This window comes from Clostridium sp. AF28-12 (assembly GCF_003435225.1).
Taxonomy (GTDB): domain Bacteria; phylum Bacillota; class Clostridia; order Lachnospirales; family Lachnospiraceae; genus Pilosibacter; species Pilosibacter fragilis.
This window is the reverse complement of the sequence record NZ_QWGJ01000003.1, coordinates 215,265-241,943: the sequence shown is the minus strand read 5'-3', so window position 1 is coordinate 241,943 and position 26,679 is coordinate 215,265. Positions and strand designations below refer to the sequence as shown.

The following is a 26,679-nucleotide window of genomic DNA, read 5'->3' as shown; positions in this document are numbered from 1 at the left end:
CCGGGAGCAGCCGTGGATAGAATGAGCAGACGGACAGGGGCGGGAAATGCCAGTCTGCTTTTCTTTCCGGATGCTGCCGGAAAGAAGATACAGATACGGGAAAAAGGAGTATTATGAAGAAAAATTACGAAATGGACATGTGCAGCGGCCCGATCCTCGGAAAACTGCTCACCTTTACGATTCCGCTGATCTTTTCCGGAATCCTGCAGCTTCTGTTCAACGCTGCGGATGTGATCGTTGTGGGACGTTTCGCGGGCAGCCAGTCTCTGGCGGCGGTGGGTTCCACAACGGCGCTGATCAACCTGATGATCAATATCTTTATCGGACTGTCCGTGGGCGTCAATGTCATCGTGGCGAGATATTACGGAGCGAAGCGGGAAAAAGACGTGCAGGATACGATCCACACGGCCATGGCACTCAGCATCGTCAGCGGTCTTTTTCTGATCATTGTGGGTCAGCTTCTCTCGAGGCCAATGCTGGAACTTATGGGAACCCCGGACGATGTGATCGATAAATCTACGATTTATATGCGGATCATCTTTATCGGCATGCCTGCGAATATGATCTACAACTTTGGAAGCGCGATCCTCCGCGCGGTGGGAGACACGAAGCGCCCGCTGTATTTCCTTACGGCGGCGGGCGTGATCAATGTGGTCTTAAACCTCTTTTTTGTGATCATGTTCCGGATGGATGTGGCGGGAGTCGCTCTGGCGACCGCGATCTCTCAGGCGATTTCGGCGTGTCTGGTGATCCTTTGCCTGATGGAGAGCGAGGGCGGTCTGAAGCTTCATTTAAAAGCTCTGAAGATCCACCGCTCAAAATTCCGTCAGATCATTCAGGTAGGCCTTCCGGCGGGAATGCAGGGCGCAGTATTTTCTATTTCCAATGTTCTGATTCAGTCCTCTGTCAATTCCTTCGGTTCTGTCGCGATGGCGGGAAATACGACATCCCAGAATATTGAGGGATTCATCTATAACGCCATGAATGCGGTTTATCAAGCAAACTTGAGCTTCACGAGCCAGAACTTCGGAGGCAAAAAGTATTCGAGGATCAACCGGATCATGGTTACCTGCCTCGGCGTTGTGACGGCAGTGGGACTCGGGATGGGAATCCCGGCTTATCTTTGCGGACATGCCCTGATCCGGATCTATTCCTCAGACCCGGAGGTCATGGTATACGGAATGAGAAGACTCGTGGTCTTTGGAACGACATATTTCCTCTGTGGGATCATGGATACGATGGTGGGCAGCATCCGCGGTCTCGGATACTCCGTTATGCCGATGTGCGTCTCCCTTCTGGGAGCGTGTGGACTCCGGATCGTCTGGATCTTTACGGTGTTTCAGGTATACCATAACCTGACAGTGTTATACTTATCCTATCCGTTTACCTGGATCGTCACGGCGACGGCCCATATGATCTGCTTCTATATCGTGAGGAGAAAACTTCCGAGGGAAGATGCGTGATAAACAGCAACGGAAGAATCCAACGAATGCAGATCTGATCAGAAAGGAAACAACAGAATTGAAACGATACAAAAAATACATCACCCCGTATCTCAGCGCCTTCGTGATCGGTCCGCTGATGATGCTCACCGAGGTGGCGGGAGAGGTCATGCTCCCGAAATTTATGTCCATGATCATCAACAACGGTGTCGCGAGTCGAAATGTTGCCTATATCGGAAAGATGGGGACGCTGATGGTCCTGACTGTCCTTTTTATGGCGGTGGGTGGGATTCTCGGCGCCTACTTTTCCGCGAAGGCGTCCATCTCCTTTACCAGTGACATGAGAAACGACCTCTTCAGGAAGGTCCAGCAGTTCTCCTTTGAGAATATCGACGACTACAGCACCGGTTCTCTCGTCACGAGGCTCACGAACGATGTCCAGCAGGTTCAGAATGTCCTGATGATGGGGCTTCGTATGGCGCTTAGAGCGCCCGGAATGTTCCTCGGTGCCCTGATCATGGCGTTTATGATGAATCGTCAGCTTGCGGTCATCATCCTCATCGTGATCCCGCTTCTTCTCGCGGCGATCCTTCTGATCTTAAAGACCGCATTCCCACGCTTTGGGGAGATGCAGAGGAGACTGGATCGTTTGAATTCTGGAATTCAGGAATCCCTGACGAATGTCCGGGTAGTGAAATCCTTCGTCCGGGAGGACCATGAGATCGAAAAATTCAGTAAATTAAATGACGACTTAAAGGAGAGCAGCCTCCGTGCGCTCCGGATCGTGATCGCCACGATGCCGGTGATGATGTTTGCCATGAACGTGACGACACTGGCTGTCGTCTGGTATGGAGGAAATATCATCATTGCCGGAAAGATGCCGGTGGGGGATCTCACTGCGTTTACGACGTATATCGTGCAGATCCTGATGTCCCTCATGATGCTTTCCATGGTATTCTTACAGAGCTCCCGCGCCAGCGCGTCTATGAAACGGATCAATGAGATCTTCGACACAGAGATCGGCTTAAATGATGATCATGCGAAAAATAAGGATAAAAAAGTCACGGAAGGCTGTGTGGAGTTCAAGGATGTAAGCTTTGGCTACGGCGGAGAGAACGGGAGAAAGGATCTCGTTCTGGAAGGAATCTCCTTTACGGCAGAACCGGGACAAACGATCGGGATCATCGGCTCCACGGGAAGCGGAAAGACCTCCCTCGTGCAGCTGATCCCGAGACTCTATGATGTGACCGGAGGCGAAGTCCTTGTCGACGGCGTGAACGTCAAAGAATACTCTTTAAAACACCTGCGTGAGGGCGTTGGCATGGTCCTCCAGAAAAATATCCTCTTCTCGGGAACGATCGAGGAAAATCTCCGATGGGGAAATGAGGACGCGCCGATGGAGGATGTCATCCGGTTCTCGGAGAGCGCCCAGGCAGATCCCTTCGTTAAGACCTTCAAAAACGGATATGATACCGAGATGGGGCAGGGCGGCGTCAACGTCTCAGGAGGTCAGAAGCAGCGTCTCTGTATTGCGAGAGCACTTTTAAAGCGCCCGAAGATTCTGATCCTGGATGACTCCACCAGCGCTGTTGACACGGCAACGGAGGCGAAAATCCGGGAGAGTCTCTACCATGATCTCAAGGATACCACAAAGATCATCATCGCCCAAAGGATCTCCTCCGTTCAGGAGGCGGATCAGATTCTGGTACTGGAGGACGGAAAGATCATCGGTCACGGAACCCACGAGGAACTTTTAAAGACCTGTGAGGCATACAGCGAGATCTATACGACCCAGATCGGAAATCAGTCCATCAGGGCAGGAGAGGAGGCGGCAGTATGAGCGTCACGAGAGCAGACCGCGAAGCGAGTCTGAAAAAACGATATGCCGGACGCGTGGCAGCCGCACCGAAAAGGAGAGGGATGGGAAGAGGACCGGGGGCTCCGAGAGGCGGAGGACGCCCAAAGAGCACAGGAGCGGCCTTAAAGCGCCTGCTTTCCTATCTGAAAGCGGACAGGCTCCGGATGGGGATCGCCTTTTTCTGCGTCATTGTAAACACGGTGGCGACACTGACCGGTTCCTATCTGCTGCGCCCGATCATCAACCGCTTTATCGCACCGCCGGACGGAAGTCCCGGAGATGTGGCGGGACTTTTTAAAGGGCTGACCATGATGGCGTGCGTCTATCTTCTGGGGGTTATCGCAAATTATCTCCAGTCAAGACTGATGCTGGAGGTTGCCCAGAGCGCCCTTGTGCGGATCCGGACAGACCTCTTTACAAAGATGCAGAAGCTTCCGGTGAGATTTTATGATACAAATTCCAATGGGGATCTGATGAGCCGCTTCACAAACGACGTGGACACCATCGGAAATATGCTGAGCAGTACTCTTGTGCAGCTCTTTTCCGGAACCTTAAGCATCATCGGGACCTTGTTCCTCATGCTCTACACGAACATCTGGCTGACAGCCGTGACCCTGATCATGATCCCGCTCATGCTGCGGGCCGGTGGAGAGGTCGCGAAGCGGAGCCAGAAATATTTCAGTGCCCAGCAGTCGGCTCTCGGTGCTTTAAACGGATACATCGAGGAGACCATCACCGGACAGAAGGTGGTAAAGGTCTTCTGCCACGAGGAGATCGCGGAGGAAGAATTTGATATATTAAACAGGGATCTCCGCGAAAAACAGATCCGCGCCCAATTCCTTGGGGGCATGATGGGACCTGTGATGAACAACTTAAGTCAGGTAAACTATTCCCTGACGGCGTGCATCGGCGGGATCCTCTGTGTGGTGAAAAACTTCGATGTCGGCGGGCTCACGGTATTCCTGAACTTTTCGAGACAGTTCTCAAGGCCGATCAACGAGATCTCCATGCAGGTCTCCAACGTGTTTTCAGCTCTCGCCGGAGCGGAGCGCGTTTTCTCCGTGATGGATGAGGAGCCGGAGGCGGCGGATGATAAGGACGCAGTGTCCATGGACGGCATGCGCGGGGAAGTGGTGTTAGATCATGTGACCTTCGGCTACAATCCGGACAAGGTCATCTTAAAGGATATCAGCCTCTACGCGAAGCCGGGACAGAAGATCGCCTTCGTGGGTTCCACGGGAGCCGGAAAGACTACGATCACGAACCTCATCAACCGCTTTTACGATATCCAGAGCGGGACCATCACCATCGACGGCGTTGATATCTGCCATATTAAGCGGGACGAGCTGCGCCGCCATATCGCCATGGTGCTTCAGGATACCCACCTGTTCACGGGAACGGTCATGGAAAATATCCGCTACGGAAGGCTTGACGCCACCGACGAGGAGGTCGTTCAGGCGGCGAAGATGGCATCTGCCCATTCCTTTATCATGCGGCTTCCCAGGGGCTATGACACGGTTCTGGAGAGCGACGGCGCGAACTTGAGCCAGGGCCAGAGACAGCTTCTTAATATCGCGAGAGCGGCGGTATCCAGGGCACCGATTCTGATCCTCGATGAAGCGACGAGCTCCGTCGATACGAGAACAGAAAAGCACATCGAGCAGGGCATGGACCGTCTGATGGCAGAACGGACCACTTTCGTGATCGCCCACCGTCTTTCCACAGTGCGGAACGCCAACGCCATTATGGTTCTGGAGAACGGAGAGATCATTGAGCGCGGTGATCATGAGGACCTCCTGAAAGAAAAAGGACGTTATTATCGGTTATATACGGGAATGGCAGAGCTGAGTTAGGACGATCACAGAAGAAAAAACGGGCAGATGAAGAAATCTGCCCGTTTTTTATGTAACAGGAAATTCCGGGGAATTTCCTGTTACATAAAAAGGCACTGCGTATCGATCATACGCACCCAGACAAGCTTTTTCAAATTTTGTAGCAATTCCATAAGAGAGAGCAGAAAAGCGCGGGAGTTAGTTGGTAAAAACTTCATTTTTTAAAGAAATCAGATGTCTGTTTTTGTTCTTTTTTTGATACAAACGCCGAAAACGGCCATTTCTGTTAAAAAGTTAACCGATTTCCAATTGTAGAAAAATTCCAAATATGCTATACTACGGTGTGATGGGTACTATGAAATTTTATAGAAAGAAGGTTTGTTAAATGGGTCTGAGCACATTTATAGGCGGCGTTCATCCTTATGAGGGAAAAGAACTGTCCGCAGATAAGCCGATTCAGGTGATCCAGCCGAAGGGTGAGCTGGTTTATCCTCTCTCCCAGCATATCGGTGCTCCGGCGAAACCACTTGTTGCCAAGGGTGACAAGGTCCTGGTTGGCCAGAAGATCGCTGAAGCAGGCGGCTTCATTTCCGCAAATGTTATCTGTTCCGTATCCGGTACAGTAAAGGGAATCGAACCGCGTCTGGTTGCGAACGGAGCAATCGTACAGTCCATTATCGTTGAGAACGATAACGAGTACACAGCAATCGAAGGTTTTGGCGAAAAACGCGATTACACAAAACTTTCCAAGGAAGAGATCCGGAATATCGTAAAAGAAGCCGGTATCGTAGGTCTCGGCGGCGCAGGTTTCCCGACCAACGTAAAACTTGCACCGAAGGATGACAACGCGATCGATCACATTATCGTAAACGCGGCCGAGTGTGAGCCGTATCTGACAAGTGACTATCGCCTGATGATGGAGCAGCCGGAGAGACTGATCGGCGGCATCAAAGTCATGTTAAGCATGTTCCCGAACGCGAAAGGCGTGATCGGAATCGAGGAGAACAAGCCGGAGGCGATCAAGCTTCTGGAAGGTCTCGTAAAAGACGAGCCGAAGATCACGGTATGTCCGTTAAAGACAAAGTACCCGCAGGGCGGCGAGCGTTTCCTGATCTATGCGGTTACGGGCGGACGTGAGATCAACTCCACTATGCTTCCGGCGGATGCAGGATGTATCGTAGATAACGTAGATACCGTTATTTCTATTTACAATGCGGTCTGTGAGAGCACACCGTTAATTCGTAAGATCATCACCGTTACCGGTGATGCGGTTAAGAATCCGCAGAACTTCCAGGTTCCGCTCGGTATGTGCTACCGGGAGATCCTCGAGGCTGCAGGTGGATTTAAGGAAGAGCCGGAAAAGATGATCTCCGGTGGTCCGATGATGGGACAGGCATTATTCTCTCTGGATATTCCGGTCATGAAGAACTCTTCTGCCCTGACCTGCTTCATAAAAGATCCGGTTGCGGCAAATCTGGAATCTCCGTGTATTCGCTGTGGACGCTGTATCGAGGTATGTCCTGGTCATGTTGTCCCGCAGATGATGATGGCGGCAGCAGAAAGAAATGATCTTGCCCTGTTCGAAAAATTAAATGGTATGGAGTGCTGCGAATGCGGCTCCTGTACTTTCATCTGCCCTGCCCACAGACCGCTGACCCAGGCATTCAAAGAGATGCGTAAGGCAGTCATGGCAGCCAGAAGAAAGAAAGCGTAGGAGGTGTGACAAATGAGTAAATTATTAAACGTATCATCATCCCCTCATGTACGCTGCGGTGTTTCCACAAAGAACCTGATGTACGATGTAGCGATCGCAATGCTGCCGGCTACGATCTGGGGTGTGATGCAGTTCGGTATCCGTTCCCTGATCGTTGTAGTAGCAACGGTTCTTTCCTGCGTACTCAGTGAGTACATTTTTGAAACCCTGATGCACAAGCCGGTTACCATCAGTGATGGCAGTGCCCTTGTCACAGGTATGATCCTTGGATTAAACATGCCGCCGGCAATTCCGTTATGGATGCCGATCCTTGGCGGTGTATTCGCGATCATTGTCGTAAAACAGCTTTACGGCGGACTTGGTCAGAACTGGATGAACCCGGCTCTGGCGGCAAGATGCTTTATGCTGATCTCCTTTGCACAGGCTATGACAAAGTTCACAGACCCGGTAACAGATGCAGTTGCAAGCGCAACTCCTCTTGCGGCGATCAAAGCCGGTGATACATATGATCTTGCAGCAATGTTTATCGGTAAGATCCCGGGAACTATCGGTGAGGTTTCCGTAATTGCCCTTTTAATCGGTGCAGCATACCTGCTCGTTAAGAAAGTAATTACGATCCGCATCCCGGCAGCATATATCCTTTCCTTTGCAGTATTCGCATTTATCTTTGGCCAGCACAATATCAACTACGTGCTTGCTGAGATCTGCGGCGGCGGACTGATCTTCGGTGCATTCTTCATGGCTACCGACTATGTAACAAGCCCGATCACTGCAAAAGGACAGATCGTATTTGGTATCTGCCTTGGTATTTTAACAGGACTGTTCCGTATCTTCGGAAGCGGTGCAGAGGGCGTTTCTTACGCGATCATCTTCTGCAACATGCTTGTTCCGTTGATTGAGAAGGTAACTCTCCCGACAGCATTCGGAAAAGGGGGTAAGAAAAATGGCAGCAAGTAAGTCTGGATTTATGAAAGATGCCCTGATCCTTTGTGCGATCACCCTGGTTTCCGGTTTATGTCTCGGCGTTGTCTATGATGTGACAAAAGCTCCGATCGAGGCGGCTACCATCGCAGCCAACAACGCAACCTACAAACAGGTCCTTCCGGAGGCAGAGAGCTTCGATGATGTGGAAGGTTCCACAGAAAAGATCGCTGAGACAGCAGATGAGATCGCAAATCTCGGCTTCGGCGGCGTTGCGATCGAGTCCGTTCTCGAGGCAAAGGACGCAAGCGGAGCAGTCGTAGGACATGTGATCAACTCCCTGTCTAACGACTCCTATGGCGGAGCTGTCAAGCTCTCTATCGGCTTTGATGCAGACGGCGCCATCACAGGTGTTGGTATCCGTGAGACAAGCGATACTCCTGGTCTTGGCTTAAAGGCGAAAGATGATGACTATAGAAATCAGTACGTTGGCAAGAACTGCGAGAGCTTAAGCGTAACAAAGTCCGGTTCCGCGTCCGACACTGAGATCAATGCCATCAGCGGTGCCACCATCACATCAAACGCTACAACAAACGCAGTCAATGCAGCTTTATACTATCTGCATAACTGCTTAAACTAGGAGGTGGGCATTCATGAATAAATGCGTAGAACGTTTATATAACGGTATTATCAAGGAAAACCCAACCTTCATCCTGATGTTAGGTATGTGTCCGACTCTTGCGACGACAACATCTGCCATCAATGGTCTCGGCATGGGACTTTCCACAACAGCCGTACTGATGTTTTCCAACCTGCTGATCTCTGCACTGCGTAAGATCATTCCGGACAGAGTCCGTATTCCGGCCTTCATCGTAGTCGTAGCCAGCCTGGTTACAGTCGTACAGCTCTTAATGCAGGGCTACGTTCCGTCCCTGTATGCATCTTTGGGTATTTATATCCCGCTTATCGTTGTTAACTGTATCATCCTTGGCCGTGCAGAGTCATATGCCTGCAAGAACGGTCCGGTTGAATCTTTCTTCGATGGTCTTGGTATGGGACTTGGATTCTCCCTTTCCCTTACCGTCATCGGTATGTGCCGTGAGCTCTTCGGTGCAGGTGCGATCTTCGGACACACCGTTATTCCGGAAGCTTACCACATTTCCATCATCATCCTTGCACCGGGTGCTCTGTTCACTCTGGCTATGCTTTCCGCGATCCAGAACAAGCTCCGTCTTCCATGCGCGACAAACGGCGACGCACCGAAGTCTGACCTTGTATGCGGCGGTAACTGCGCAAGCTGTGCAGGCTGTGTCAGCATGACAAACCATGCTGCTCTCGCTGAGAAGAAGGCAGAGGAAGCAGCAGCTGCAGCGGCAGCAAAGAAGGCAGCAGCAGAGAAGGCTCTCGCAGCTAAGAAGGCAGCTGAGGCTGCAAAAGCGGCAGAGGCAGCTAAGACTGAAGCAGCAGACGCCGGCAAAGAAAATTAAGGAGGAAATGGAGAAATGAAAGAACTTTTATTGATCGCCATCGGTTCTGCCCTGGTGAATAACGTTGTTTTAAGCCAGTTCCTCGGTCTTTGCCCGTTCCTTGGTGTATCCAAGAAAACAGAGACAGCAGCTGGTATGGGCGCTGCAGTCGTATTCGTTATTACGATCGCGTCTGCCTGCACAAGCCTTGTTTATGATTTCGTTCTCGTAAAGCTCCATATCGAGTATTTACAGACGATCGTATTTATCCTTGTAATCGCGGCTCTGGTTCAGTTCGTTGAGATGTTCTTAAAGAAGAACATGGTGAGCCTTTATGAGGCACTCGGCGTATACCTTCCGTTAATTACAACAAACTGTGCGGTTCTCGGTGTTGCGCTGACAAACGTACAGAAGAGCTACAACTTCATTCAGAGTGTCGTAAACGGTATCGGTATTTCCGTTGGATTCCTGATCGCCATCGTCCTGCTTGCAGGTATCCGTGAGAAGATCGAGCACAATGATGTGCCGCACGCTTTTCAGGGATCTCCGATCGTTCTGATCACAGCAAGCTTAATGTCGATTGCTCTCTTCGGATTTTCCGGAATGATTTAAGGAGGAACGAGAGATGAACATGACAGGCATTATCATCGCTGCTGCGGTTGTCGGTATCGTCGGTATCGTCATCGGCGTACTCCTTGGAATCGCCAGCGAGAAGTTTAAAGTAGAAGTAGACGAGAAGGAAATTCTGGTTCGTGCAGAGCTTCCGGGCAACAACTGCGGCGGCTGCGGTTACGCAGGCTGTGACGCTCTTGCAAAAGCAATTGCAGAGGGCAAGGCAAAGGTTGACCAGTGTCCGGTCGGCGGCGCTCCGGTAGGAGAAAAGATCGCTGCGATCATGGGCGTTGAAGCTGGTTCCGCTGAGAAGAAGGTTGCATTCGTAAAATGTAAAGGTACCTGCGATAAGGCAACTGTGAAATACAACTACTATGGTATTGACGACTGCCATAAAATCGCAGATGCAGTTCCGGGCGGCGGCTCCAAGGGATGTACCTTTGGATGTCTCGGTTCCGGAAGCTGTGTAAAGGCATGTCAGTTTGACGCGATCCATGTTGTAAACGGTGTTGCCGTTGTCGACAAGGAGAAGTGCGTTGCCTGTGGTAAGTGCGCAGAGGCTTGTCCGCGTCACCTGATCGAGCTCGTTCCGTATAAGGCAAACCACCTTGTACAGTGCAGCTCCCACGACAAAGGACCGGCTGTCAAGAAGGTCTGCGAGGCAGGCTGTATCGGATGTACGCTCTGCACAAAGCAGTGTGAATTCGATGCGATTCATATGGATAACAACGTTGCTGTGATCGATTACACAAAGTGTACCGGCTGCGGCAAGTGCGCGGCGAAGTGCCCGGCACATGTTATTATCTGATTGGGTAACAACATATAGAAAAGACCCGCGGAAGGCAGAAATGCTTTCCGGCGGGTCTTTTTTTGTGTAATAGGAGATTACGCGGAATTTCCTATTACACAAAAGGCACTAACGAGCCAATGATACACACTCGCGTGAAGATGTAGATTGTCGTAGGAGACTGCACCTTGGCGCATTCTTTATTATTTTCGCTAAAGAGATTTGTATGATCAGGACAGTTGGGAGAGGAGTATTTGAAAAAAGATCCCAGAGAAGTTCTCATATAGAATTCCCTGGGATTATGCTTTTGTTTGTTCTGGGTTTAAATCAGATTGACCGGGGTCAAATCAGAATATATTGCCTACTGGATCGTTGTGCCGCCTTTACCGGCTAAAGCGCTCTTTGCACCGTCAAGGGAAGTGATGATCGCGCGCCGTCCTTTTCCTGCGTTGATGAAGTCGATGGAGCTTTCAACCTTCGGCAGCATGGAACCTGTCTTAAAATGGCCTTCCTCGGCATAGCGGGCTGCGTCAGCCGTTGTCATCTTATCGATGTTGATCGGGTGATCACTGCCGTAATTTAATACGACATTCGAAACACCTGTGATGAACATCAGGACATCAGCGTCAAGTTCCTTCGCGAGAAGTCCGGCTGCGCGGTCTTTCTCGATCACAGCGCTGGCACCCTTTAAGTGGGAGCCCTGTTCCATAACCGGGATTCCGCCGCCGCCTGCAGCGATCACCGGCTGGTCAGCATCAGCGAGAGCGCGGATCGCGTCGATCTCAACGATTGCGACCGGCTTCGGAGCCGCAACGATACGGCGGTAGCCGTCGCCTTCCTTCACAACGAAGTTACCCTTTGCCTCTTCCTCTTTTGCCTCCTCGGCGTTCATCACACGTCCAACCACCTTCAGCGGAGTGTAGGAGGACTCATCGTACGGGTCAACTGTAACCTGTGTTAAGATCGTAGATACAGCCTTGTAAATGCCACGTTTGATAAGCTCGGAGCGGAGAGCGTTCTGGAGATCGTAGCCGATATATCCCTGGCTCATTGCGGAGCAGACGGACATCGGAGCCGGAGTGTAACCTTCATGATTTTTCGCAAATTCATTTAACGCGGTGTGGATCATACCGAGCTGCGGAGTATTTCCGTGGGTGATCACAACCTGCCAGCCGTCCTGAATAAAATCAGCGATGGCTTTCGCTGTTTTTGTAACGGCTGTCTTCTGCTCCGGAAGGTTCGTTCCGAGAGCGTCATGTCCAAGTGCTAAAACAAGTCTTTTCTTTGCCATATCGAATCCCTCATTTCTATTACATACCGATATCGTTGGGGCAGATCTGCTTAAAGGGGAGCCGCGGATAAGTTTTCTCCGCGGACCGGTAGAAAGCGGCCTGCATTTATGTATTTTCAGATATTTTACCATATTTTAAGTGATTATGGAAGAAAAAACTCGAAGTTTTATGATGGGACCCAGGTAGAAAAATTTTGAACTGAAAATTTCGCAGGGTTCTTCGGAAGCAGAAGATTAGCGAATGAATCCTGTACTGGAACGAAAGAGAATCGAAAGAAATAATTTTTTGCTTTTTCAGATAATTTATGATAAAATGAGAACAACTGAGTCGAAAAACGTTCCTGTCTGTGCCTGGCACAGACAGGAACGAAAGATCCCCGACAGGGGGAATTTAAGGAGGAAACAATTTTGAAGCTGTTATCGATAGCAATTCCGTGCTACAATTCAGCGGCGTATATGGAAAATTGTATCAAGTCTCTGCTTCCGGGCGGAAATGAAGTGGAGATCCTGATCGTGGACGACGGTTCCACAAAAGACAATACGGCCGAGATCGCTGACCGCTATGAGAAAGAATATCCGGGGATCTGCAAGGCGATCCATCAGGAGAACGGCGGCCACGGAGCTGCCGTCAATGCCGGTTTAAAGGCCGCTTCCGGAATCTTTTTCAAGGTCGTGGACAGTGATGACTGGGTCAATGAGCAGGCATACAGACAGGTGCTTGACACCCTGCGCCGCTTCGTCTACGGAAAAGACACCCTCGATATGCTGATCACAAACTTTGTCTATGAGAAACAGGGCGCAAGACACAAGAAGGTCATGAGCTACAAGTTAGCGCTTCCGAAAGATGAGCTCTTTAGCTGGAACGATGTGAAGGTGTTCGTAGCAGGACAGTATATCCTGATGCACTCCGTGATCTACCGCACCGAGCTCTTAAGGGACTGTAAGCTGGAACTCCCGGAGCACACGTTCTATGTGGACAATATCTTTGTCTACGAGCCGCTCCCGCATGTACATACGATCTACTATCTTGATGTGAACTTCTACCGCTATTTTATCGGCCGCTCGGACCAGTCTGTCAACGAACAGGTCATGATCGGAAGGATCGATCAGCAGATCCGTGTGACGAAGCTGATGCTTGGCTACTACGATGTGACAAAGATCCAGAACCGGAAGCTCCGCCACTATATGGTCCGCTATCTGGAGATCATGATGGTCGTCTGCTCGATCCTTGCGATCAAGTCCGGCAGTGAGGAGAATATGGAAAAGAAAAAAGCGTTGTGGGAAGAACTGAAAAAATCCAATCCGGCGCTCTATCTGCGACTCCGCTGGGGCTTCCTGGGACAGGGCATGAACCTTCCGGGAAAAGGCGGAAGATCCCTCTCCATCGCGGGATATAAGATCGCGCAGAAGTTTTTCGGATTTAACTAAATGCCGGGAGATGGATCGAGATCAATGGAAAGTGGTACTACTTCAACCCGATCCCGGACGGAACAAAAGGCATCCTCTACGCAAACCGCAGGACTCCGGACGGCTGGTTTGTGACAGAGGACGGAAACCGGTACGGAAAGAGCAGGTAGTTTCCGGTGTGGTAAGAAGGAAACAGAGGGGAAAAAGATACGGCTGAATTGATGATAGTAAACGAGCGTGCCTATGTAAAATAAGCACGCTCGTATAATTTACGCGAAGAACGATCCAAAGTCCGCGCATGCGTGAGACCGTGGCGACTATTGCGATGACAAGGGGAAACTCGCGAAACGTGTTTTCACTTGTTTTACTTTCCAAGAACAATTTTCACGATCAGCACCGTCACTACGCAGATCATCACCGGCCGGATGATCTTCGCGCCGTTTTTGATGGCGAAGCCGGCACCGATATAGTTTCCGAGAACGTTGCTTACGGCACACGGGATCGCGATCATGTAGAACACATTTCCGGAAAGGATATAGGAGAGAAGCGCTGTGTAGTTGGAAACGATCAACGTGAGCTTCGCGTTTCCGGAGGCAGTGCGGACATCATATTTTAAAAGAAACGTGAAGAGCAGCATGGCGATTGTGCCGCCGCCTGGTCCGTAGAGGCTGTCGTAAAGGCCGATGGTCATTCCGATAAAGAGGGCGCGGAGCACATTCGGCAGAATCAGCGGTTTTTTCGTATCGGTATAGTTCCAGGCATTCTTCATAAAGACCACGAGGACCGCGGTGAGTGGAAGCAGTACCATTAACATCGAGCGGATCTGTTCCTCTTTGAGGTAAAAGATGATCCTTGTTCCGAGCATGGAGCAGAGGAACGAGGTCACTGCGCTGATCAGTGTGATCTTAAGGTCGAGACAGCCATTTTTAAAGTATTTCCATGCCGCCACGGTGCTTCCGAAGGCGCACTGGAACTTGTTGCAGCCGTAAACATAGTAGATCGGCATTCCGCACATCATATAAGCCGGAAGCGCGATCAGGCCGCCTCCTCCGGCGATAGAGTCGATAAATCCCGCAATGAAGAGGAGCGGGCAGAGCCAGATCAGATTATGGATGTATTCCATGGATATCCCCCTTGTATTTTTGCGGCGGGCAGATGAAAAAATGCTGCAATGCCGCTTTTTCTGATAAAATTCAGGTTGAGACCTGTCCTTCCATACTATATAAGAACTCTCAAAAAGTCAACCGGTTTTCCGGCAGGAGCGCTTCTTTGCGCTGCACACTGCAGCCTGCCTGTCGGTGCGATGAACGCATTTCTGGCAGAATTGAACCGTACAAGACACCTTGACAGAACCGGGATTCTATGGTAAATTTATTGAGTTAAAATGCGTCGAAGAGGAACAGTAAGAGAGAAGACGGGGTACAGAGAACTGCCGGGCGGTGCGAGGCAGAGTCCAGAAGCTTTCCGAACTCGCCTCGGAGCAGCATGCTGAAAGAGCAGGCAGAGCAGCGGGAAAACGAAACGCTGTCTGCGGATATCCTCAGATAGGCATTGCCGGTTTCCGCCGTTATCGGAAAATGAGTGCATACGGGTGAAGCCCTGTATGAAATAGAGTGGTACCGCGTGAGAATCTAAGTCCCCCACGTCTCTATAAAATTATGATAGAGATAGAGGGACTTTTTTGTTGCCCAGAAACCAGAAAAGCGGTCAGGCAATCGAACAGGGTCTGGGAGTTCCCGGATTCCGGTAAATGCAGCGGCGGCAGGCGAAATCCGCGGAGCGTATTTTTGCACCGCCTTCAACGATATGAAATGGAGGAGAAAAGCGTCATGGCACAGTACAACCACACCGCCATTGAGAGCAAGTGGCGTGAGAACTGGGAAAAGAATCCGATCAATGTCAATGATGGAAAGAAAGAGAAGTATTACTGTCTGGATATGTTCCCGTATCCGTCCGGCAGTGGACTTCATGTAGGTCACTGGAGAGGTTATGTAATCTCCGATGTATGGAGCCGTTATCAGTTATTAAAGGGAAAATATGTGATCCACCCGATGGGCTGGGACGCGTTCGGCCTTCCGGCTGAGAACTACGCGATCAAGATGGGGGTTCATCCGGCGATCTCCACAGCGTCAAATATCAAAAATATCAAACGCCAGATCAACCAGATCGCAGCACTCTATGACTGGGATATGGAAGTAAACACGACAGATCCGTCCTTCTACAAATGGACCCAGTGGATCTTCGTACAGATGTTCAAAAAAGGACTCGCATATGAGAAGGAATTCCCGATCAACTGGTGTCCGTCCTGTAAGACAGGCCTCGCGAACGAGGAAGTTGTAAACGGCTGCTGCGAGCGCTGCGGCACACCGGTTACAAAGAAGAATCTCCGTCAGTGGATGTTAAAGATCACAGCATACGCAGACCGTCTTCTGGATGATCTTGACAAGCTTGACTGGCCGGAGAAGGTTAAAAAGATGCAGACAGACTGGATCGGTAAATCCTACGGTGCAGAAGTTGAGTTCCCGGTAAAGGGACGCGACGAGAAGATCACTGTCTACACGACAAGACCGGATACGCTTCACGGCGCAACCTTCATGGTACTCTCCCCGGAGCATAAGCTTGCGAAAGAGCTTGCAACGGATGAGACGAGAGAGGCTGTTGAGAAGTACATCTTCGACGCTTCCATGAAGTCCAACGTAGACCGTCTCCAGGGCAAGGAAAAGACAGGCGTATTTACAGGTTCCTACGCAATCAACCCGTTAAACGGAAAAGAGGTTCCGATCTGGCTGTCCGACTATGTACTTGCTGATTACGGTACCGGCGCTATCATGTGCGTACCTGCCCATGATGACCGTGACTTCGAATTCGCAAAGAAATTCGGTCTCCCGATCATCCAGGTCATCGCTCAGGACGGCAAAGAGATTGAGAATATGACAGAAGCTTACACAGACGCGAAGGGAACCATGATCAACTCCGGTGAGTGGAACGGCATGGAATCCTCCGTATTAAAGAAAGAAGCTCCGCACATCATCGAGAAGATGGGTATCGGTAAGAAGACTGTGAACTACAAGCTCCGTGACTGGGTATTCTCCCGTCAGCGTTACTGGGGCGAGCCGATCCCGATCGTTCACTGCCCGAAGTGCGGAAATGTTCCGGTTCCGGAGGATCAGCTTCCGTTAAAGCTTCCGGAGGTTGAGAGCTATCAGCCGACCGGTACCGGTGAGTCCCCGCTTGCGGCGATCGATTCCTGGGTCAACACGACATGCCCGTGCTGCGGCGCACCGGCAAAACGTGAGACAAACACCATGCCGCAGTGGGCCGGTTCTTCCTGGTACTTCTTACGTTATGTGGACAACAAGAACGATCAGGAACTCGTATCCAAAGAGAAAGCAGACAAGTACCTTCCGGTAGATATGTATATCGGCGGTGTTGAGCATGCTGTCCTTCACCTTCTGTACTCCAGATTCTACACGAAGTTCTTATATGATATCGGAGTGGTAGACTTTGACGAGCCGTTCAAGAAGCTGTTCAACCAGGGTATGATCACCGGTAAGAACGGTATCAAGATGAGTAAGTCCAAAGGAAACGTTGTCTCCCCGGATGATCTCGTAAGAGATTACGGCTGTGATGCGTTGAGAATGTACGAGCTCTTCGTTGGACCGCCGGAGCTTGATGCCGAGTGGGACGACAGAGGAATCGAGGGCGTTGCCAGATTCTTAAATCGTTTCTACAATCTTGTGATGGACAGCAAGGACAAGGATATCAAGGAGACAAAGGAGATGGTGAAGCTCCGCCACAAGCTTGTCTACGATATCGAGACACGTTTCAACCAGTTCAGCCTGAATACGGTCGTATCCGGATTCATGGAGTACTGCAATAAGCTCACAGACGTCGCAAAGAAGGAAGGCGGAATCGACAAGGAGACCTTAAAGACCTTCGTGATCTTACTGGCTCCGTTTACTCCACACCTTGGCGAGGAGCTCTGGAGAGAGCTTGGCGGTACAGACAGCGTATTCCACGCGACCTGGCCGGAGTGCGATGAGGAAGCCATGAAGGACGATGAGATCGAGGTTGCCGTACAGGTAAACGGTAAGGTCAAAGCGGTCATCATGGTTCCGGCTGACATCGCAAAAGAGGACGCGATCGCTGCGGGTAAAGCTGCGGTAGAAGGAAAGATCACCGGAAACATCGTGAAGGAGATCTATGTTCCGAAGAAGATCGTAAACCTTGTTGTAAAATAAAAAGTAATGATTCAGCAGGTCTGCGCATCTGCTGCGTTGATTGCAGTAAAGCATAAGCTTGAATGCAGTGAACAGTTACGATAAATAAGAGCAGCAGTTCAGACATGTGATAGAGACTGGGACCTGCTGCAGCAAATTGAGGCATTGAAAGTCGCTTTCTAAGCAGAAACGGCTTTCAGTGCCTTTTTTGCTTCTGTGAGTCAATAAAGACATATATTCCTCGCACATGTACATAATGTCAAAAAACAGAAAATAAATTATATAAAATAAACAAAATAATCGTAAAACTGTGAATTTAATTGACAATAAGTGACAAATGGTGATATTCTTATTTTATAAATTTTAAGAAGGACAGTGCAGATGAGATACCTGTCTGAAAATAAGAGGGAGGATATGCGAATGAAAAAAAGAACAGCAGCGAGGTCGATGGCGGCACTTATGGGAGCAGCAATGGTGCTCACAGCCTGTGGAGGTGGAAACACTACAGCTCCTACGACAGGTGCTTCTTCCGGAGGAGAGACTCAGACAGCTTCTGAGAGTGCAGAAAGCGGGAAGATCACAAAAACAGATATCGTTGTCGGTCAGGCGTCGGATATTGTTACGCTTGATCCTGCGGGACAACAGGATACGACTTCGGGTGTGCTGATGAAACATGCGTACAGTACGCTTTTGGACGTTGATAATGAAGGAAAGGTGGTTCCGGATCTGGCAGAAAGCTATGAGATGAAGAGCGACACGGAGTATGTGTTTAAACTCCGCGAAGATGCCTGCTTCTGGGACGGCACTCCGGTGACAGCTCAGGATGTTAAATTTTCTCTGGATCGCGCGAAGGGAATGCCGAAGACAAAGTCGAATACCTCAAAGATCGAGGAGGTTACCGTAAATGGGGATCATGAGGTAACGATTAAACTGACAGAGCCGTATGCAGCATTTAAAACAATCGTAACACAGCACAACCTGAGTATCCTTTCAGAGAAAGCCGTGACGGAAGCGGGAGATTCATATGGTGATGTGGATAATCTTCTCGGATCAGGGCCATTTAAGGTAACAGAGTGGGTGCCAAACGATCATTATACTCTTGTAAGAAACGATAATTATTGGGGGGAGATGCCGATCGCAACCTCTATTACCTGTCGTGTGATCCCGGAGGGAAGTGCCCGCACGATCGCTCTTGAAGCAGGAGAGATTGATGTTGTCTGGAGCGTAGATCCGACAGACTGCGCAAATGTAGAGTCAAATCCTGATGTAAAACTTCTTTCGCAGCCGTCAACAGGTATTGACTACGTGGGAATGAACACCCAGAAAGAAAAGTTTTCTGATAAGAGAGTCCGTCAGGCTATCAACTACGCCCTTGATAAGCAGACCTTCGTTGACACGATCATTGAAGGACGCGGTCTTGTAGCAAACAGCTATATCAATGCAGCAATCCCGGGATGGACCGATGAAGTGGAAGCTTATCCGTATGATCCGGAAAAAGCGAAAGAATTGTTGGCGGAAGCCGGATATCCGGATGGATTTGAATGCTCGATTTTTGTAAATGGCGATCTCCGTACTCGTTCTGCACAGATTCTACAGGCTCAGCTTGCGGATGTAGGAATCAAGGTCGACATTTCCACATATGAGTGGGGTGCCCTTCTTGATACTTTAAATGCAGGCGAACACGAAATGTTTCTTCTTGGCTGGTCCAACACGAGCTTTGATCCGGACGGAAGTACCTATCAGTTATTCTATTCCGGAAATCATGGTGCAACCGGAAACCGCGCATTCTTCTCAAATGACAAGGTTGATGAACTGATCCTTTCTGCACAGCGGGAGAGCGAAGAGTCAAAACGTATGGAACTTTACAAAGAACTCCAGTTTGTACTTCATGATGAATCTCCGTGGTGTCCGTTATACTACAAAGAGAATAACGTTGGTGTGCGCGCAGACTTAAAGGGATTTACTCTTCATGCAGGCGCACAGCATTATCTTGGTAACTGCCATTACGAAGAATAGATACAGCGAAATCAGGAGCATTCAAATCGTTTAATAAATTTCTGATAATATAAATATTCGGAGAAATTTGGGGCGGGATCTTTTTGATCCCGCCCTTTTAAGAAAATAGAGGGGAAAATGATCCATCTGGAGATCTGAGAACCGGAAAGTGTTAGCGTTTACTATACATAGCAGAAAGCCCTCTTTGTTAATTTTGAACAAATTGTAAACAGATTATGGCTATAGAATTGCTGAAACCAAATAAAATAAACAAATTAAACAAAAAATGCGCAGAAAGGAAAACTTTATTGACAAAAATGTTAGAAAATGATATCCTTTAATCATGAAATTCAGAAAAGAGTGTATATATGGGTATAGTAAATATTTACATTCAACGATTACCAACAACACTCTGACGAAACAGAAATAATTTGAAGGAGGGCATGTGAATGAGAAAAAGAACAGCAGCGAGATCGATGGCAGCCGTTGTCGGAGCAGCGATGGTGCTGACAGCATGCGGAGGCGGAAACAATGCGGCGGCAACGACCGCGGCGGCAGGCGGCAGTGAGACTCAGGCGACAGCGGAAAGCTCCGGCGGCGGAAATATCACAAAGACAGATATCGTCTTTGCCCAGGCCTCTGACGTCGTGACCCTGGATCCGGCAGGACAGCAGGATACCACATCATCTGTACTTATGAAACATGTGTACAGTACCTTGATGGATATCGATGATGATGGCAACCTTGTTCCGGATCTGGCAGAGAGCTACGAGATGAAGAGTGATACGGAATATACCTTCACCCTGAGACAGGACGCATGCTTCTCCGATGGCACGCCGGTTACAGCGAAGGATGTAAAGTTTACATTTGACCGCGCGAAGGATATGCCGAAGACGAAATCCAATACCTCCAAGATCGAGGAGGTTATCGCGGATGACGATCACCATGTTACCTTCAAGCTGACGCAGCCGTATGCAGCTTTTAAGACGATCATTACAAACAGCAACTTAAGCATCGTCTCCGAGGCGGCGGTCACAGCGGCGGGAGAGTCCTACGGTGATGTTGGTAATATTCTCGGATCCGGAGGGTTCACGGTTACCGAGTGGGTTCCGAACGACCACTACACCCTTGCAAGAAACGAAAAATACTGGGGTGAGATGCCGATCGCTACAACGATCACCTGCCGCGTGATCCCGGAGGGAAGCGCCCGCGCCATTGCCCTTGAGGCAGGAGAGGTCGATCTTGTATGGAACGTTGACGCGACAGACTGTGCGAACATCGAGGCAAATCCGGATGTGACGCTGTTGAGCCAGACGTCTTCTTCCATCGAATATCTCGGTATGAATACGACAAAAGAGAAATTCAAGGATGTGAGAGTCAGACAGGCGATCAATTACGCGCTGGATAAACAGACATTTGTTGATACGATCATTGAGGGTCGTGGAACTGTAGCAAACAGCTACATCAACTCGATGATCCCGGGCTGGACCGACGAGGTGGAAGCTTATCCGTATGATCCGGCGAAGGCGAAGGAGCTTCTTGCGGAAGCCGGCTATCCGAACGGATTCGAATGCAAGATCTATGTAAACGGCGACGTTCGTACCCGTTCCGCCCAGATCATTCAGGCCCAGCTTGCAGAGGTTGGAATCACGGTTGATATCTCTACCTATGAGTGGGGCGCTCTTCTCGATTCCTTAAATGCAGGTGAGCATGAGATGTTCCTCCTCGGATGGTCGAATTCAAGCTTCGACGCGGATGGAAGTACTTACCAGTTATTCTATTCCGGAAACCATGGAGCAACCGGTAACCGTGCATTCTTAACTGATGATAAAGTCGATGAGCTGATCATCAACGCGCAGAAAGAGAGTGACGACACCAAGCGTATGGAGTTATACAAAGAGCTTCAGGTATATCTCCATGAGATCTCCCCGTGGTGTCCGTTATACTACAAAAATGACAATGTCGGTGTCCGCGCAGACTTAAAGGGATTCAAGCTTCACAAGGGCGCAACGCACTACCTTGGCAACTGCCACTATGAAGATTGATAATATTTAAAATGTGAAAGACGGGGGCAGACATGAAGGTGTCTGCCCCTTTTCAACGACACGCAACCGTGCGAAGACGAAGATCGCCGCAAGCGGCCACACGGGATGCCCGGAGGTGTAAGAACCCATTCTTTGAAAATTACACAAAAAATACTGGAAATGCATGGAATGTTCAGTTATAATGTCACTATCATGTATAGTAAGATGTATAGTGAATTATAACTATTCAGAGAATTCGCTGATAAAATAGGGATAGGGCTGAATAGTAAAACAGGAGGAGATGAGCATGGGAATTCTCGAAGAAGTAAACGCAAGCTATGAAAAACTCAGCCCGGTTCAGAAAAGGATCGCGGATTTTATCTTCAAATATCCGGATCAGGTCTGCTTTTACTCCCTGAAAGAGCTTTCGGAGACACTGGGTGTGACGGAGGTGACCATATTAAGGTTCACAAAGAAGATCGGGGCCCAGAGCTTCGTGGAGATGAAGAGCCGTCTGCGGGAGCATCTGCAGACGAGACTGGTCCATGGGGACGGTTTAAACAGGATCGCGGACCATGTGGGCGGGATCCGGTTCGGTGATCACGACAAGGAGGAGATGTTTCAGGAGTTCGTCGCGAACGAGAAGAATGTGATCGCGAAGACCTTTGAACAGGTCTCCTTAAAGGATATCCTCTCCGCAGTGGCGATCATCAGGCAGTCCCGGAAGATCTATGTGGTGGGAAGCGAGCTTGTGACAGGGCTCTGTGCCTACACGACGAGAAGACTTCTGACATTGGGGCTGGAGACGCTCGATCTCTCGAATCTGAGCCGGGCTCTCTACAATAATTACCTGGCCCACGCCACACCGGAGGACTGCGCGATCATCTTTTCCGCACCCGGATACGCGAAACATATCGTGAATACCGCAAGGTATCTCGATAAGAAGAAGATTCCGCAGATCGCCGTCACGGATCAGAGGACTTCACCGATCGCGTCCTACGGAACGACCGTTTTTACCTGCAATAACCACGACCTGTTCTTTTATAATTCCGTGATGGGATATATGTCAGTGGCGAACGCCCTGATATATTTCGCCGCCATGGATAACCCGGAGGAGACGAATAAACGCCGTGGGCGCCTCTCGGAAGTGAGAAGTGCAATCGGCAGCACCGACTTCGTTAAAGACGGTTTATAGGGCGGATCTTCGGAAAGGGGTCAACCCATCAGTGTGATAGGAGTACAGTAAATACAATACAAAAAAGATCACAATAATTTATGAAAATTGCTAAAATAACCCCTTGTAAATTGAAAATTATTGACAAATATGTTCAATACTGTTATCATTGCTTCATGAGAACGAACTAAGTACTGCATGACGGGTATAGTGAATACTGACATATGTTACCGTTATGAAGTGCGACCGCTGTGGGGAGCGGTAGAAAAAAACAGGAGGAATTTGTGAATGAAAAGAAGGGGTATTGCAAGAACAACAGCAATGGCAATGGCAGCAGCTATGATCCTTACAGCCTGCGGAGGTGGAAACACTGATCAGTCTACAAACGCACCGGCGGGCGGCAGCGCGCAGACAACTACCGATAACGGCGGAAGCGGCGAGATCACAAAGACAGATATCGTTGTGGCTATGGGCGCAGATGTTGTCACACTGGATCCGGCAGGACAGCAGGATACCACATCCGGAGTACTGATCCATCACGTATACAGCACACTGATGGATATCGACGATGACGGTAACCTTGTTCCTGATCTGGCTGAGAGCTATGAGATGAAGAGTGATACAGAGTATACCTTCAAGCTCCGTGAGGATGCATGCTTCTCAGACGGAACACCGGTAACAGCGAAGGATGTAAAGTTTACGTATGACCGTGCGAAGGATATGCCGAAGACAAAGTCCAATACTTCAAAGATCGCAGAGGTTATCGCTGACGATGATTACCACGTAACCTTCAAACTCACACAGCCATACGCAGCGTTCAAGACAATCGTTACCCAGACAAACTTAAGTATCGTTTCTGAGGCAGCTGTCACAGCAGCAGGCGATGCTTACGGCGATGTGGAGAATGTACTCGGATCCGGTGAGTTCACGGTTACGGAGTGGGTTCCGAACGATCACTACACCCTCACAAAAAACGAAAAATACTGGGGTACAGAACCGATCGCAACTTCCATTACTGTCCGCGTAATCCCGGAGGGAAGTGCAAGAACGATCGCTCTTGAGGCAGGAGAAGTCGATCTTGTATGGAACGTTGACCCGACAGACTGTGCGAATGTGGAAGCAAACTCCGACGTAGCGCTTCTTTCCCAGCCGTCTTCTTCCATTGAGTATCTCGGAATGAATACAACAAAAGAGAAGTTCTCCGACGAGAGAGTCCGTCAGGCAGTCAACTACGCGCTGGATAAACAGACCTTCGTTGATACGATCATTGAGGGACGCGGTACTGTGGCAAACAGCTATATCAACTCCACGATCCCGGGCTGGTCTGAAGAGGAGGAAGCTTATCCGTACGATCCGGAAAAGGCAAAAGAGCTCCTTGCGGAAGCAGGTTATCCGAATGGATTTGAGTGCAGTCTCTATGTAAACGGTGACGTTCGTACACGTTCCGCGCAGATCGTTCAGGCACAGCTCGCTGAAGTTGGAATCACCGTTGATATTTCTACCTATGAGTGGGGCGCATTGCTTGATTCCTTAAATGCAGGTGATCACGAGATGTTCATCCTCGGATGGTCCAACACAAGCTTTGACGCAGACGGAAGCACCTACCAGTTATTCTACTCTGAGAACCATGGTGCAACCGGCAACCGTGCATTCTTAACAGATGAGAAGGTCGACGAACTCATTATCGCCGCTCAGGAGGAAAGCGATGATACCAAGCGTATGGGACTCTACAAGGAGCTTCAGGATCGTCTCCACGAGATCTCCCCGTGGTGCCCGTTATACTACAAATACGATAACGTCGGTGTCCGCGCAGACTTAAAGGGCTTCAAGCTTCACAAAGGCGCACAGCATTACCTTGGCAACTGCCATTACGAAAAATAATATCTGATCCCCAAAAAGGACAGAGTCCATGCAAAGACAGGGTACGGATCACGAAAGGGATCCGTACCTATTTCCAGAATCCGGTGAAAGCCCGGAAAACATTCCAGAAACCCTGAGACAAGGATCCGGAACTTCGGCCCCGACAGACGGGTTTCGGAAACACAAAAAAACAGCCGCGGGATGCGGTAGATTGGATGGTGTGCATGAGCAAATATGTGTTAAAGAGACTTGCGATGCTGATCCCGGTATTGATCGGCGTGACATTCATGGTTTATTTCATCTTAAGCCTTTCGCCAGGTGATACAGCAGCGATGATCGCAGGTGAGTCGGCAGACGCAGAGACGATCGAAGCGACAAGAAAAGACCTCGGACTTGACCAGCCGGTTATCGTTCAGTACGGAAAATATATGTTGAACCTTCTTCACGGCGATATGGGTAAATCCTACAAGACAAAACGTGACGTTTTCCCGACGATCATGGCAGCTTTCCCGAACACAGCAAAGCTTGCATTCTGGTCGATCCTGGTAGCAGTAGCGATCGCACTCCCAATCGGTATCATCAGTGCGACGAGGCAGTACAGCGCGATCGATAATGTCGGAATGGTCGCCGCCCTATTGGGTGTCGCGACGCCAAACTTCTGGCTGGGCCTGATGCTCATTATCGTATTCTCCTTAAACCTTGGATGGCTTCCATCCGGCGGTATGGGATCCTGGAAGAACTACATTATGCCGGCGATCACCCTTGGTACCGGCGACGCAGCGCTGATCTGCCGTATGACGCGTTCCTCCATGCTTGAGGTCATCCGTCAGGATTATATCCGTACCGCGAGAGCGAAGGGTGTGCCGGAGAAAATGGTGATCCGGAAACACGCATTAAAGAATGCACTGATCCCGGTCGTTACCGTTATCGGCCTTCAGTTCGGTTCCCTTCTTGGCGGCGCGACTCTTACCGAGACCGTATTTGCATGGCCTGGCGTTGGCCGTCTCCTGGTAGACTCCATCAAGAGTAAAGATGCCCCGTTAGTCCTCGGCGGCGTTATCATGATGACCATTACCTTCAGTATCGTAAACCTTTGCGTGGACATTCTCTACGCTTTCATTGATCCGCGTATCAAAGCGCAGTATAAGAAAAAATAAGGAGGAAAGCGTATGGGAACATCAAAGAATCAGGAAGCGGCATCCGGCGCGGCTGTAAAGAAGCGCGGTCAGTTTAAAGAGATCTGGCGCCGCTTAAAAAAGAATAAAATGGCAATGATCGGTCTTGGAATCGTCGCTCTCCTCGTACTGATCTCTATCTTTGCGGATTTCCTGTTCGATTACAATACCGTTGTTATCAAACAGAACACAGCTATCCGTCTCCAGACCCCGAGCGCGGCTCACTGGCTCGGAACAGATGAGTTCGGACGTGATATTCTGGCACGTCTCGTTCACGGATCAAGAGTATCCTTAAGCGTCGGCGTTGTAGCCGTATCCATCGCACTTCTGATCGGCGGATCCTTAGGAGCGATCGCAGGCTTCTACGGCGGAAAGATCGATAACGTGATCATGCGTATCATGGATATCTTCCTTGCAGTGCCGAGCCTTCTTCTTTCCATCACGATCGTATCCGCACTTGGACCGAGCATCTTCAACTTAATGCTCGCCATCGCGATCTCTTCCGTGCCTGGCTACGCGCGAATCGTCCGGGCTTCCGTCCTTACCGTAAAGGATCAGGAATTCGTAGAGGCGGCGAAATGCATCGGAGCAAACAACTTCGAGATCATTTCCTCCCATATTCTCCCGAACTGTATGGCACCGATCATCGTTCAGGTATCTTTAAAGGTTGCATCCGCGATCCTTTCCACATCCGGCTTAAGCTTCCTGGGCCTTGGCGTAAAGGCTCCGACACCGGAGTGGGGCGCAATGCTTTCCGGCGGACGTGCTTACTTAAGAAACGCTCCGCACCTGACCATATTCCCGGGTATTGCGATTATCATTACGATCCTTTCCCTGAACCTGTTAGGCGATGGTCTTCGTGATGCATTAGACCCGAAACTGAAGAAGTAGGGAGGACAAA

19 protein-coding genes and 1 other annotated feature are annotated in these 26,679 nt (G+C 49.8%); of the genes, 17 read left to right on the top strand and 2 right to left on the bottom strand.

Going from position 1 to position 26,679, the window contains the following annotated elements; all coding sequences use genetic code 11:
• Positions 1–113: 113 nt before the first annotated feature.
• From DWY93_RS04660 to DWY93_RS04620, 9 genes are all read left to right on the top strand, one after another.
• Positions 114–1,463, top strand: coding sequence for an MATE family efflux transporter (locus DWY93_RS04660; protein WP_117469713.1), 1,350 nt, complete (start codon positions 114–116; stop codon positions 1,461–1,463).
• A gap of 58 nt (positions 1,464–1,521) precedes the next feature.
• On the top strand, positions 1,522–3,282 hold the full coding sequence (locus DWY93_RS04655; protein WP_117469908.1) for an ABC transporter ATP-binding protein: 1,761 nt from the start codon (positions 1,522–1,524) through the stop codon (positions 3,280–3,282).
• Entirely contained in the window at positions 3,279–5,153 is a 1,875-nt protein-coding gene (locus DWY93_RS04650; RefSeq protein WP_117469712.1) for an ABC transporter ATP-binding protein, read from the top strand. The genes DWY93_RS04655 and DWY93_RS04650 overlap by 4 nt, the downstream gene beginning before the upstream one ends.
• Positions 5,154–5,517: 364 nt before the next feature.
• A complete protein-coding gene (gene rsxC, locus DWY93_RS04645) occupies positions 5,518–6,846 on the top strand; it encodes an electron transport complex subunit RsxC (protein ID WP_117469711.1) in 1,329 nt (442 codons plus the stop codon).
• A gap of 12 nt (positions 6,847–6,858) precedes the next feature.
• Positions 6,859–7,803, top strand: a complete 945-nt coding sequence (locus DWY93_RS04640) for an RnfABCDGE type electron transport complex subunit D (protein ID WP_117469710.1) — start codon at positions 6,859–6,861, stop codon at positions 7,801–7,803.
• On the top strand, positions 7,790–8,407 hold the full coding sequence (locus DWY93_RS04635; protein ID WP_117469709.1) for an RnfABCDGE type electron transport complex subunit G: 618 nt from the start codon (positions 7,790–7,792) through the stop codon (positions 8,405–8,407). Before DWY93_RS04640 ends, DWY93_RS04635 begins: the two co-directional genes overlap by 14 nt.
• Positions 8,408–8,420: 13 nt before the next feature.
• Positions 8,421–9,254, top strand: coding sequence for an electron transport complex subunit E (locus tag DWY93_RS04630; protein ID WP_117469708.1), 834 nt, complete (start codon positions 8,421–8,423; stop codon positions 9,252–9,254).
• Between the two features lie 15 nt (positions 9,255–9,269).
• Positions 9,270–9,845 carry an electron transport complex subunit RsxA gene (rsxA, locus tag DWY93_RS04625; protein WP_117469707.1) on the top strand — a complete coding sequence of 192 codons (576 nt, stop codon included), beginning with the start codon at positions 9,270–9,272 and terminating at the stop codon, positions 9,843–9,845.
• A gap of 13 nt (positions 9,846–9,858) precedes the next feature.
• Complete coding sequence (locus DWY93_RS04620) at positions 9,859–10,653, top strand: RnfABCDGE type electron transport complex subunit B (protein ID WP_117469706.1); 795 nt, start codon at positions 9,859–9,861, stop codon at positions 10,651–10,653.
• Positions 10,654–10,993: 340 nt separating this feature from the next.
• Here DWY93_RS04620 and arcC read toward each other — a convergent pair whose 3' ends face one another.
• Complete coding sequence (gene arcC, locus DWY93_RS04615; RefSeq protein ID WP_117469705.1) at positions 10,994–11,923, bottom strand: carbamate kinase; 930 nt, start codon at positions 11,921–11,923, stop codon at positions 10,994–10,996.
• 408 nt (positions 11,924–12,331) lie between these two features.
• Between arcC and DWY93_RS04610 the strand changes: the two genes are divergently transcribed.
• A complete protein-coding gene (locus DWY93_RS04610) occupies positions 12,332–13,351 on the top strand; it encodes a glycosyltransferase (RefSeq protein ID WP_117469704.1) in 1,020 nt (339 codons plus the stop codon).
• 343 nt (positions 13,352–13,694) lie between these two features.
• Here the strand turns inward: DWY93_RS04610 and DWY93_RS04600 are convergent, their stop codons facing one another.
• On the bottom strand, positions 13,695–14,453 hold the full coding sequence (locus tag DWY93_RS04600; protein WP_117469703.1) for a sulfite exporter TauE/SafE family protein: 759 nt from the start codon (positions 14,451–14,453) through the stop codon (positions 13,695–13,697).
• 257 nt (positions 14,454–14,710) lie between these two features.
• Positions 14,711–14,983, top strand: a binding site (T-box leader).
• A gap of 176 nt (positions 14,984–15,159) precedes the next feature.
• Between DWY93_RS04600 and leuS the strand changes: the two genes are divergently transcribed.
• From leuS to DWY93_RS04565, 7 genes are all read left to right on the top strand, one after another.
• A complete protein-coding gene (gene leuS, locus DWY93_RS04595) occupies positions 15,160–17,571 on the top strand; it encodes a leucine--tRNA ligase (RefSeq protein ID WP_117469702.1) in 2,412 nt (803 codons plus the stop codon).
• Between the two features lie 399 nt (positions 17,572–17,970).
• Positions 17,971–19,566 carry an ABC transporter substrate-binding protein gene (locus DWY93_RS04590; protein WP_158553059.1) on the top strand — a complete coding sequence of 532 codons (1,596 nt, stop codon included), beginning with the start codon at positions 17,971–17,973 and terminating at the stop codon, positions 19,564–19,566.
• A gap of 428 nt (positions 19,567–19,994) precedes the next feature.
• Positions 19,995–21,590: an ABC transporter substrate-binding protein gene (locus tag DWY93_RS04585; RefSeq protein ID WP_117469700.1), complete on the top strand. Its 1,596-nt coding sequence runs from the start codon at positions 19,995–19,997 to the stop codon at positions 21,588–21,590.
• Positions 21,591–21,876: 286 nt separating this feature from the next.
• Complete coding sequence (locus DWY93_RS04580) at positions 21,877–22,764, top strand: MurR/RpiR family transcriptional regulator (protein ID WP_158553060.1); 888 nt, start codon at positions 21,877–21,879, stop codon at positions 22,762–22,764.
• A 267-nt stretch (positions 22,765–23,031) separates the two neighbouring features.
• A complete protein-coding gene (locus tag DWY93_RS04575; RefSeq protein WP_117469698.1) occupies positions 23,032–24,624 on the top strand; it encodes an ABC transporter substrate-binding protein in 1,593 nt (530 codons plus the stop codon).
• A gap of 203 nt (positions 24,625–24,827) precedes the next feature.
• Positions 24,828–25,760, top strand: a complete 933-nt coding sequence (locus tag DWY93_RS04570) for an ABC transporter permease (protein WP_117469697.1) — start codon at positions 24,828–24,830, stop codon at positions 25,758–25,760.
• Positions 25,761–25,772: 12 nt separating this feature from the next.
• Positions 25,773–26,669, top strand: a complete 897-nt coding sequence (locus DWY93_RS04565; RefSeq protein WP_117469696.1) for an ABC transporter permease — start codon at positions 25,773–25,775, stop codon at positions 26,667–26,669.
• Positions 26,670–26,679 lie beyond the last annotated feature (10 nt).

Bases quoted from the DNA above. Each gene is read 5' to 3' on its own strand.
- DWY93_RS04660 (WP_117469713.1), top strand. From the start codon at position 114: ATGAAGAAAAATTACGAAATGGACATGTGCAGCGGCCCGATCCTCGGA.
- DWY93_RS04650 (WP_117469712.1), top strand. From the start codon at position 3,279: ATGAGCGTCACGAGAGCAGACCGCGAAGCGAGTCTGAAAAAACGATAT.
- rsxC (WP_117469711.1), top strand. From the start codon at position 5,518: ATGGGTCTGAGCACATTTATAGGCGGCGTTCATCCTTATGAGGGAAAA.
- DWY93_RS04640 (WP_117469710.1), top strand. From the start codon at position 6,859: ATGAGTAAATTATTAAACGTATCATCATCCCCTCATGTACGCTGCGGT.
- DWY93_RS04635 (WP_117469709.1), top strand. From the start codon at position 7,790: ATGGCAGCAAGTAAGTCTGGATTTATGAAAGATGCCCTGATCCTTTGT.
- DWY93_RS04630 (WP_117469708.1), top strand. From the start codon at position 8,421: ATGAATAAATGCGTAGAACGTTTATATAACGGTATTATCAAGGAAAAC.
- rsxA (WP_117469707.1), top strand. From the start codon at position 9,270: ATGAAAGAACTTTTATTGATCGCCATCGGTTCTGCCCTGGTGAATAAC.
- DWY93_RS04620 (WP_117469706.1), top strand. From the start codon at position 9,859: ATGAACATGACAGGCATTATCATCGCTGCTGCGGTTGTCGGTATCGTC.
- arcC (WP_117469705.1), bottom strand. From the start codon at position 11,923: ATGGCAAAGAAAAGACTTGTTTTAGCACTTGGACATGACGCTCTCGGA.
- DWY93_RS04600 (WP_117469703.1), bottom strand. From the start codon at position 14,453: ATGGAATACATCCATAATCTGATCTGGCTCTGCCCGCTCCTCTTCATT.
- leuS (WP_117469702.1), top strand. From the start codon at position 15,160: ATGGCACAGTACAACCACACCGCCATTGAGAGCAAGTGGCGTGAGAAC.
- DWY93_RS04590 (WP_158553059.1), top strand. From the start codon at position 17,971: ATGAAAAAAAGAACAGCAGCGAGGTCGATGGCGGCACTTATGGGAGCA.
- DWY93_RS04585 (WP_117469700.1), top strand. From the start codon at position 19,995: ATGAGAAAAAGAACAGCAGCGAGATCGATGGCAGCCGTTGTCGGAGCA.
- DWY93_RS04580 (WP_158553060.1), top strand. From the start codon at position 21,877: ATGGGAATTCTCGAAGAAGTAAACGCAAGCTATGAAAAACTCAGCCCG.
- DWY93_RS04575 (WP_117469698.1), top strand. From the start codon at position 23,032: ATGAAAAGAAGGGGTATTGCAAGAACAACAGCAATGGCAATGGCAGCA.
- DWY93_RS04570 (WP_117469697.1), top strand. From the start codon at position 24,828: ATGAGCAAATATGTGTTAAAGAGACTTGCGATGCTGATCCCGGTATTG.
- DWY93_RS04565 (WP_117469696.1), top strand. From the start codon at position 25,773: ATGGGAACATCAAAGAATCAGGAAGCGGCATCCGGCGCGGCTGTAAAG.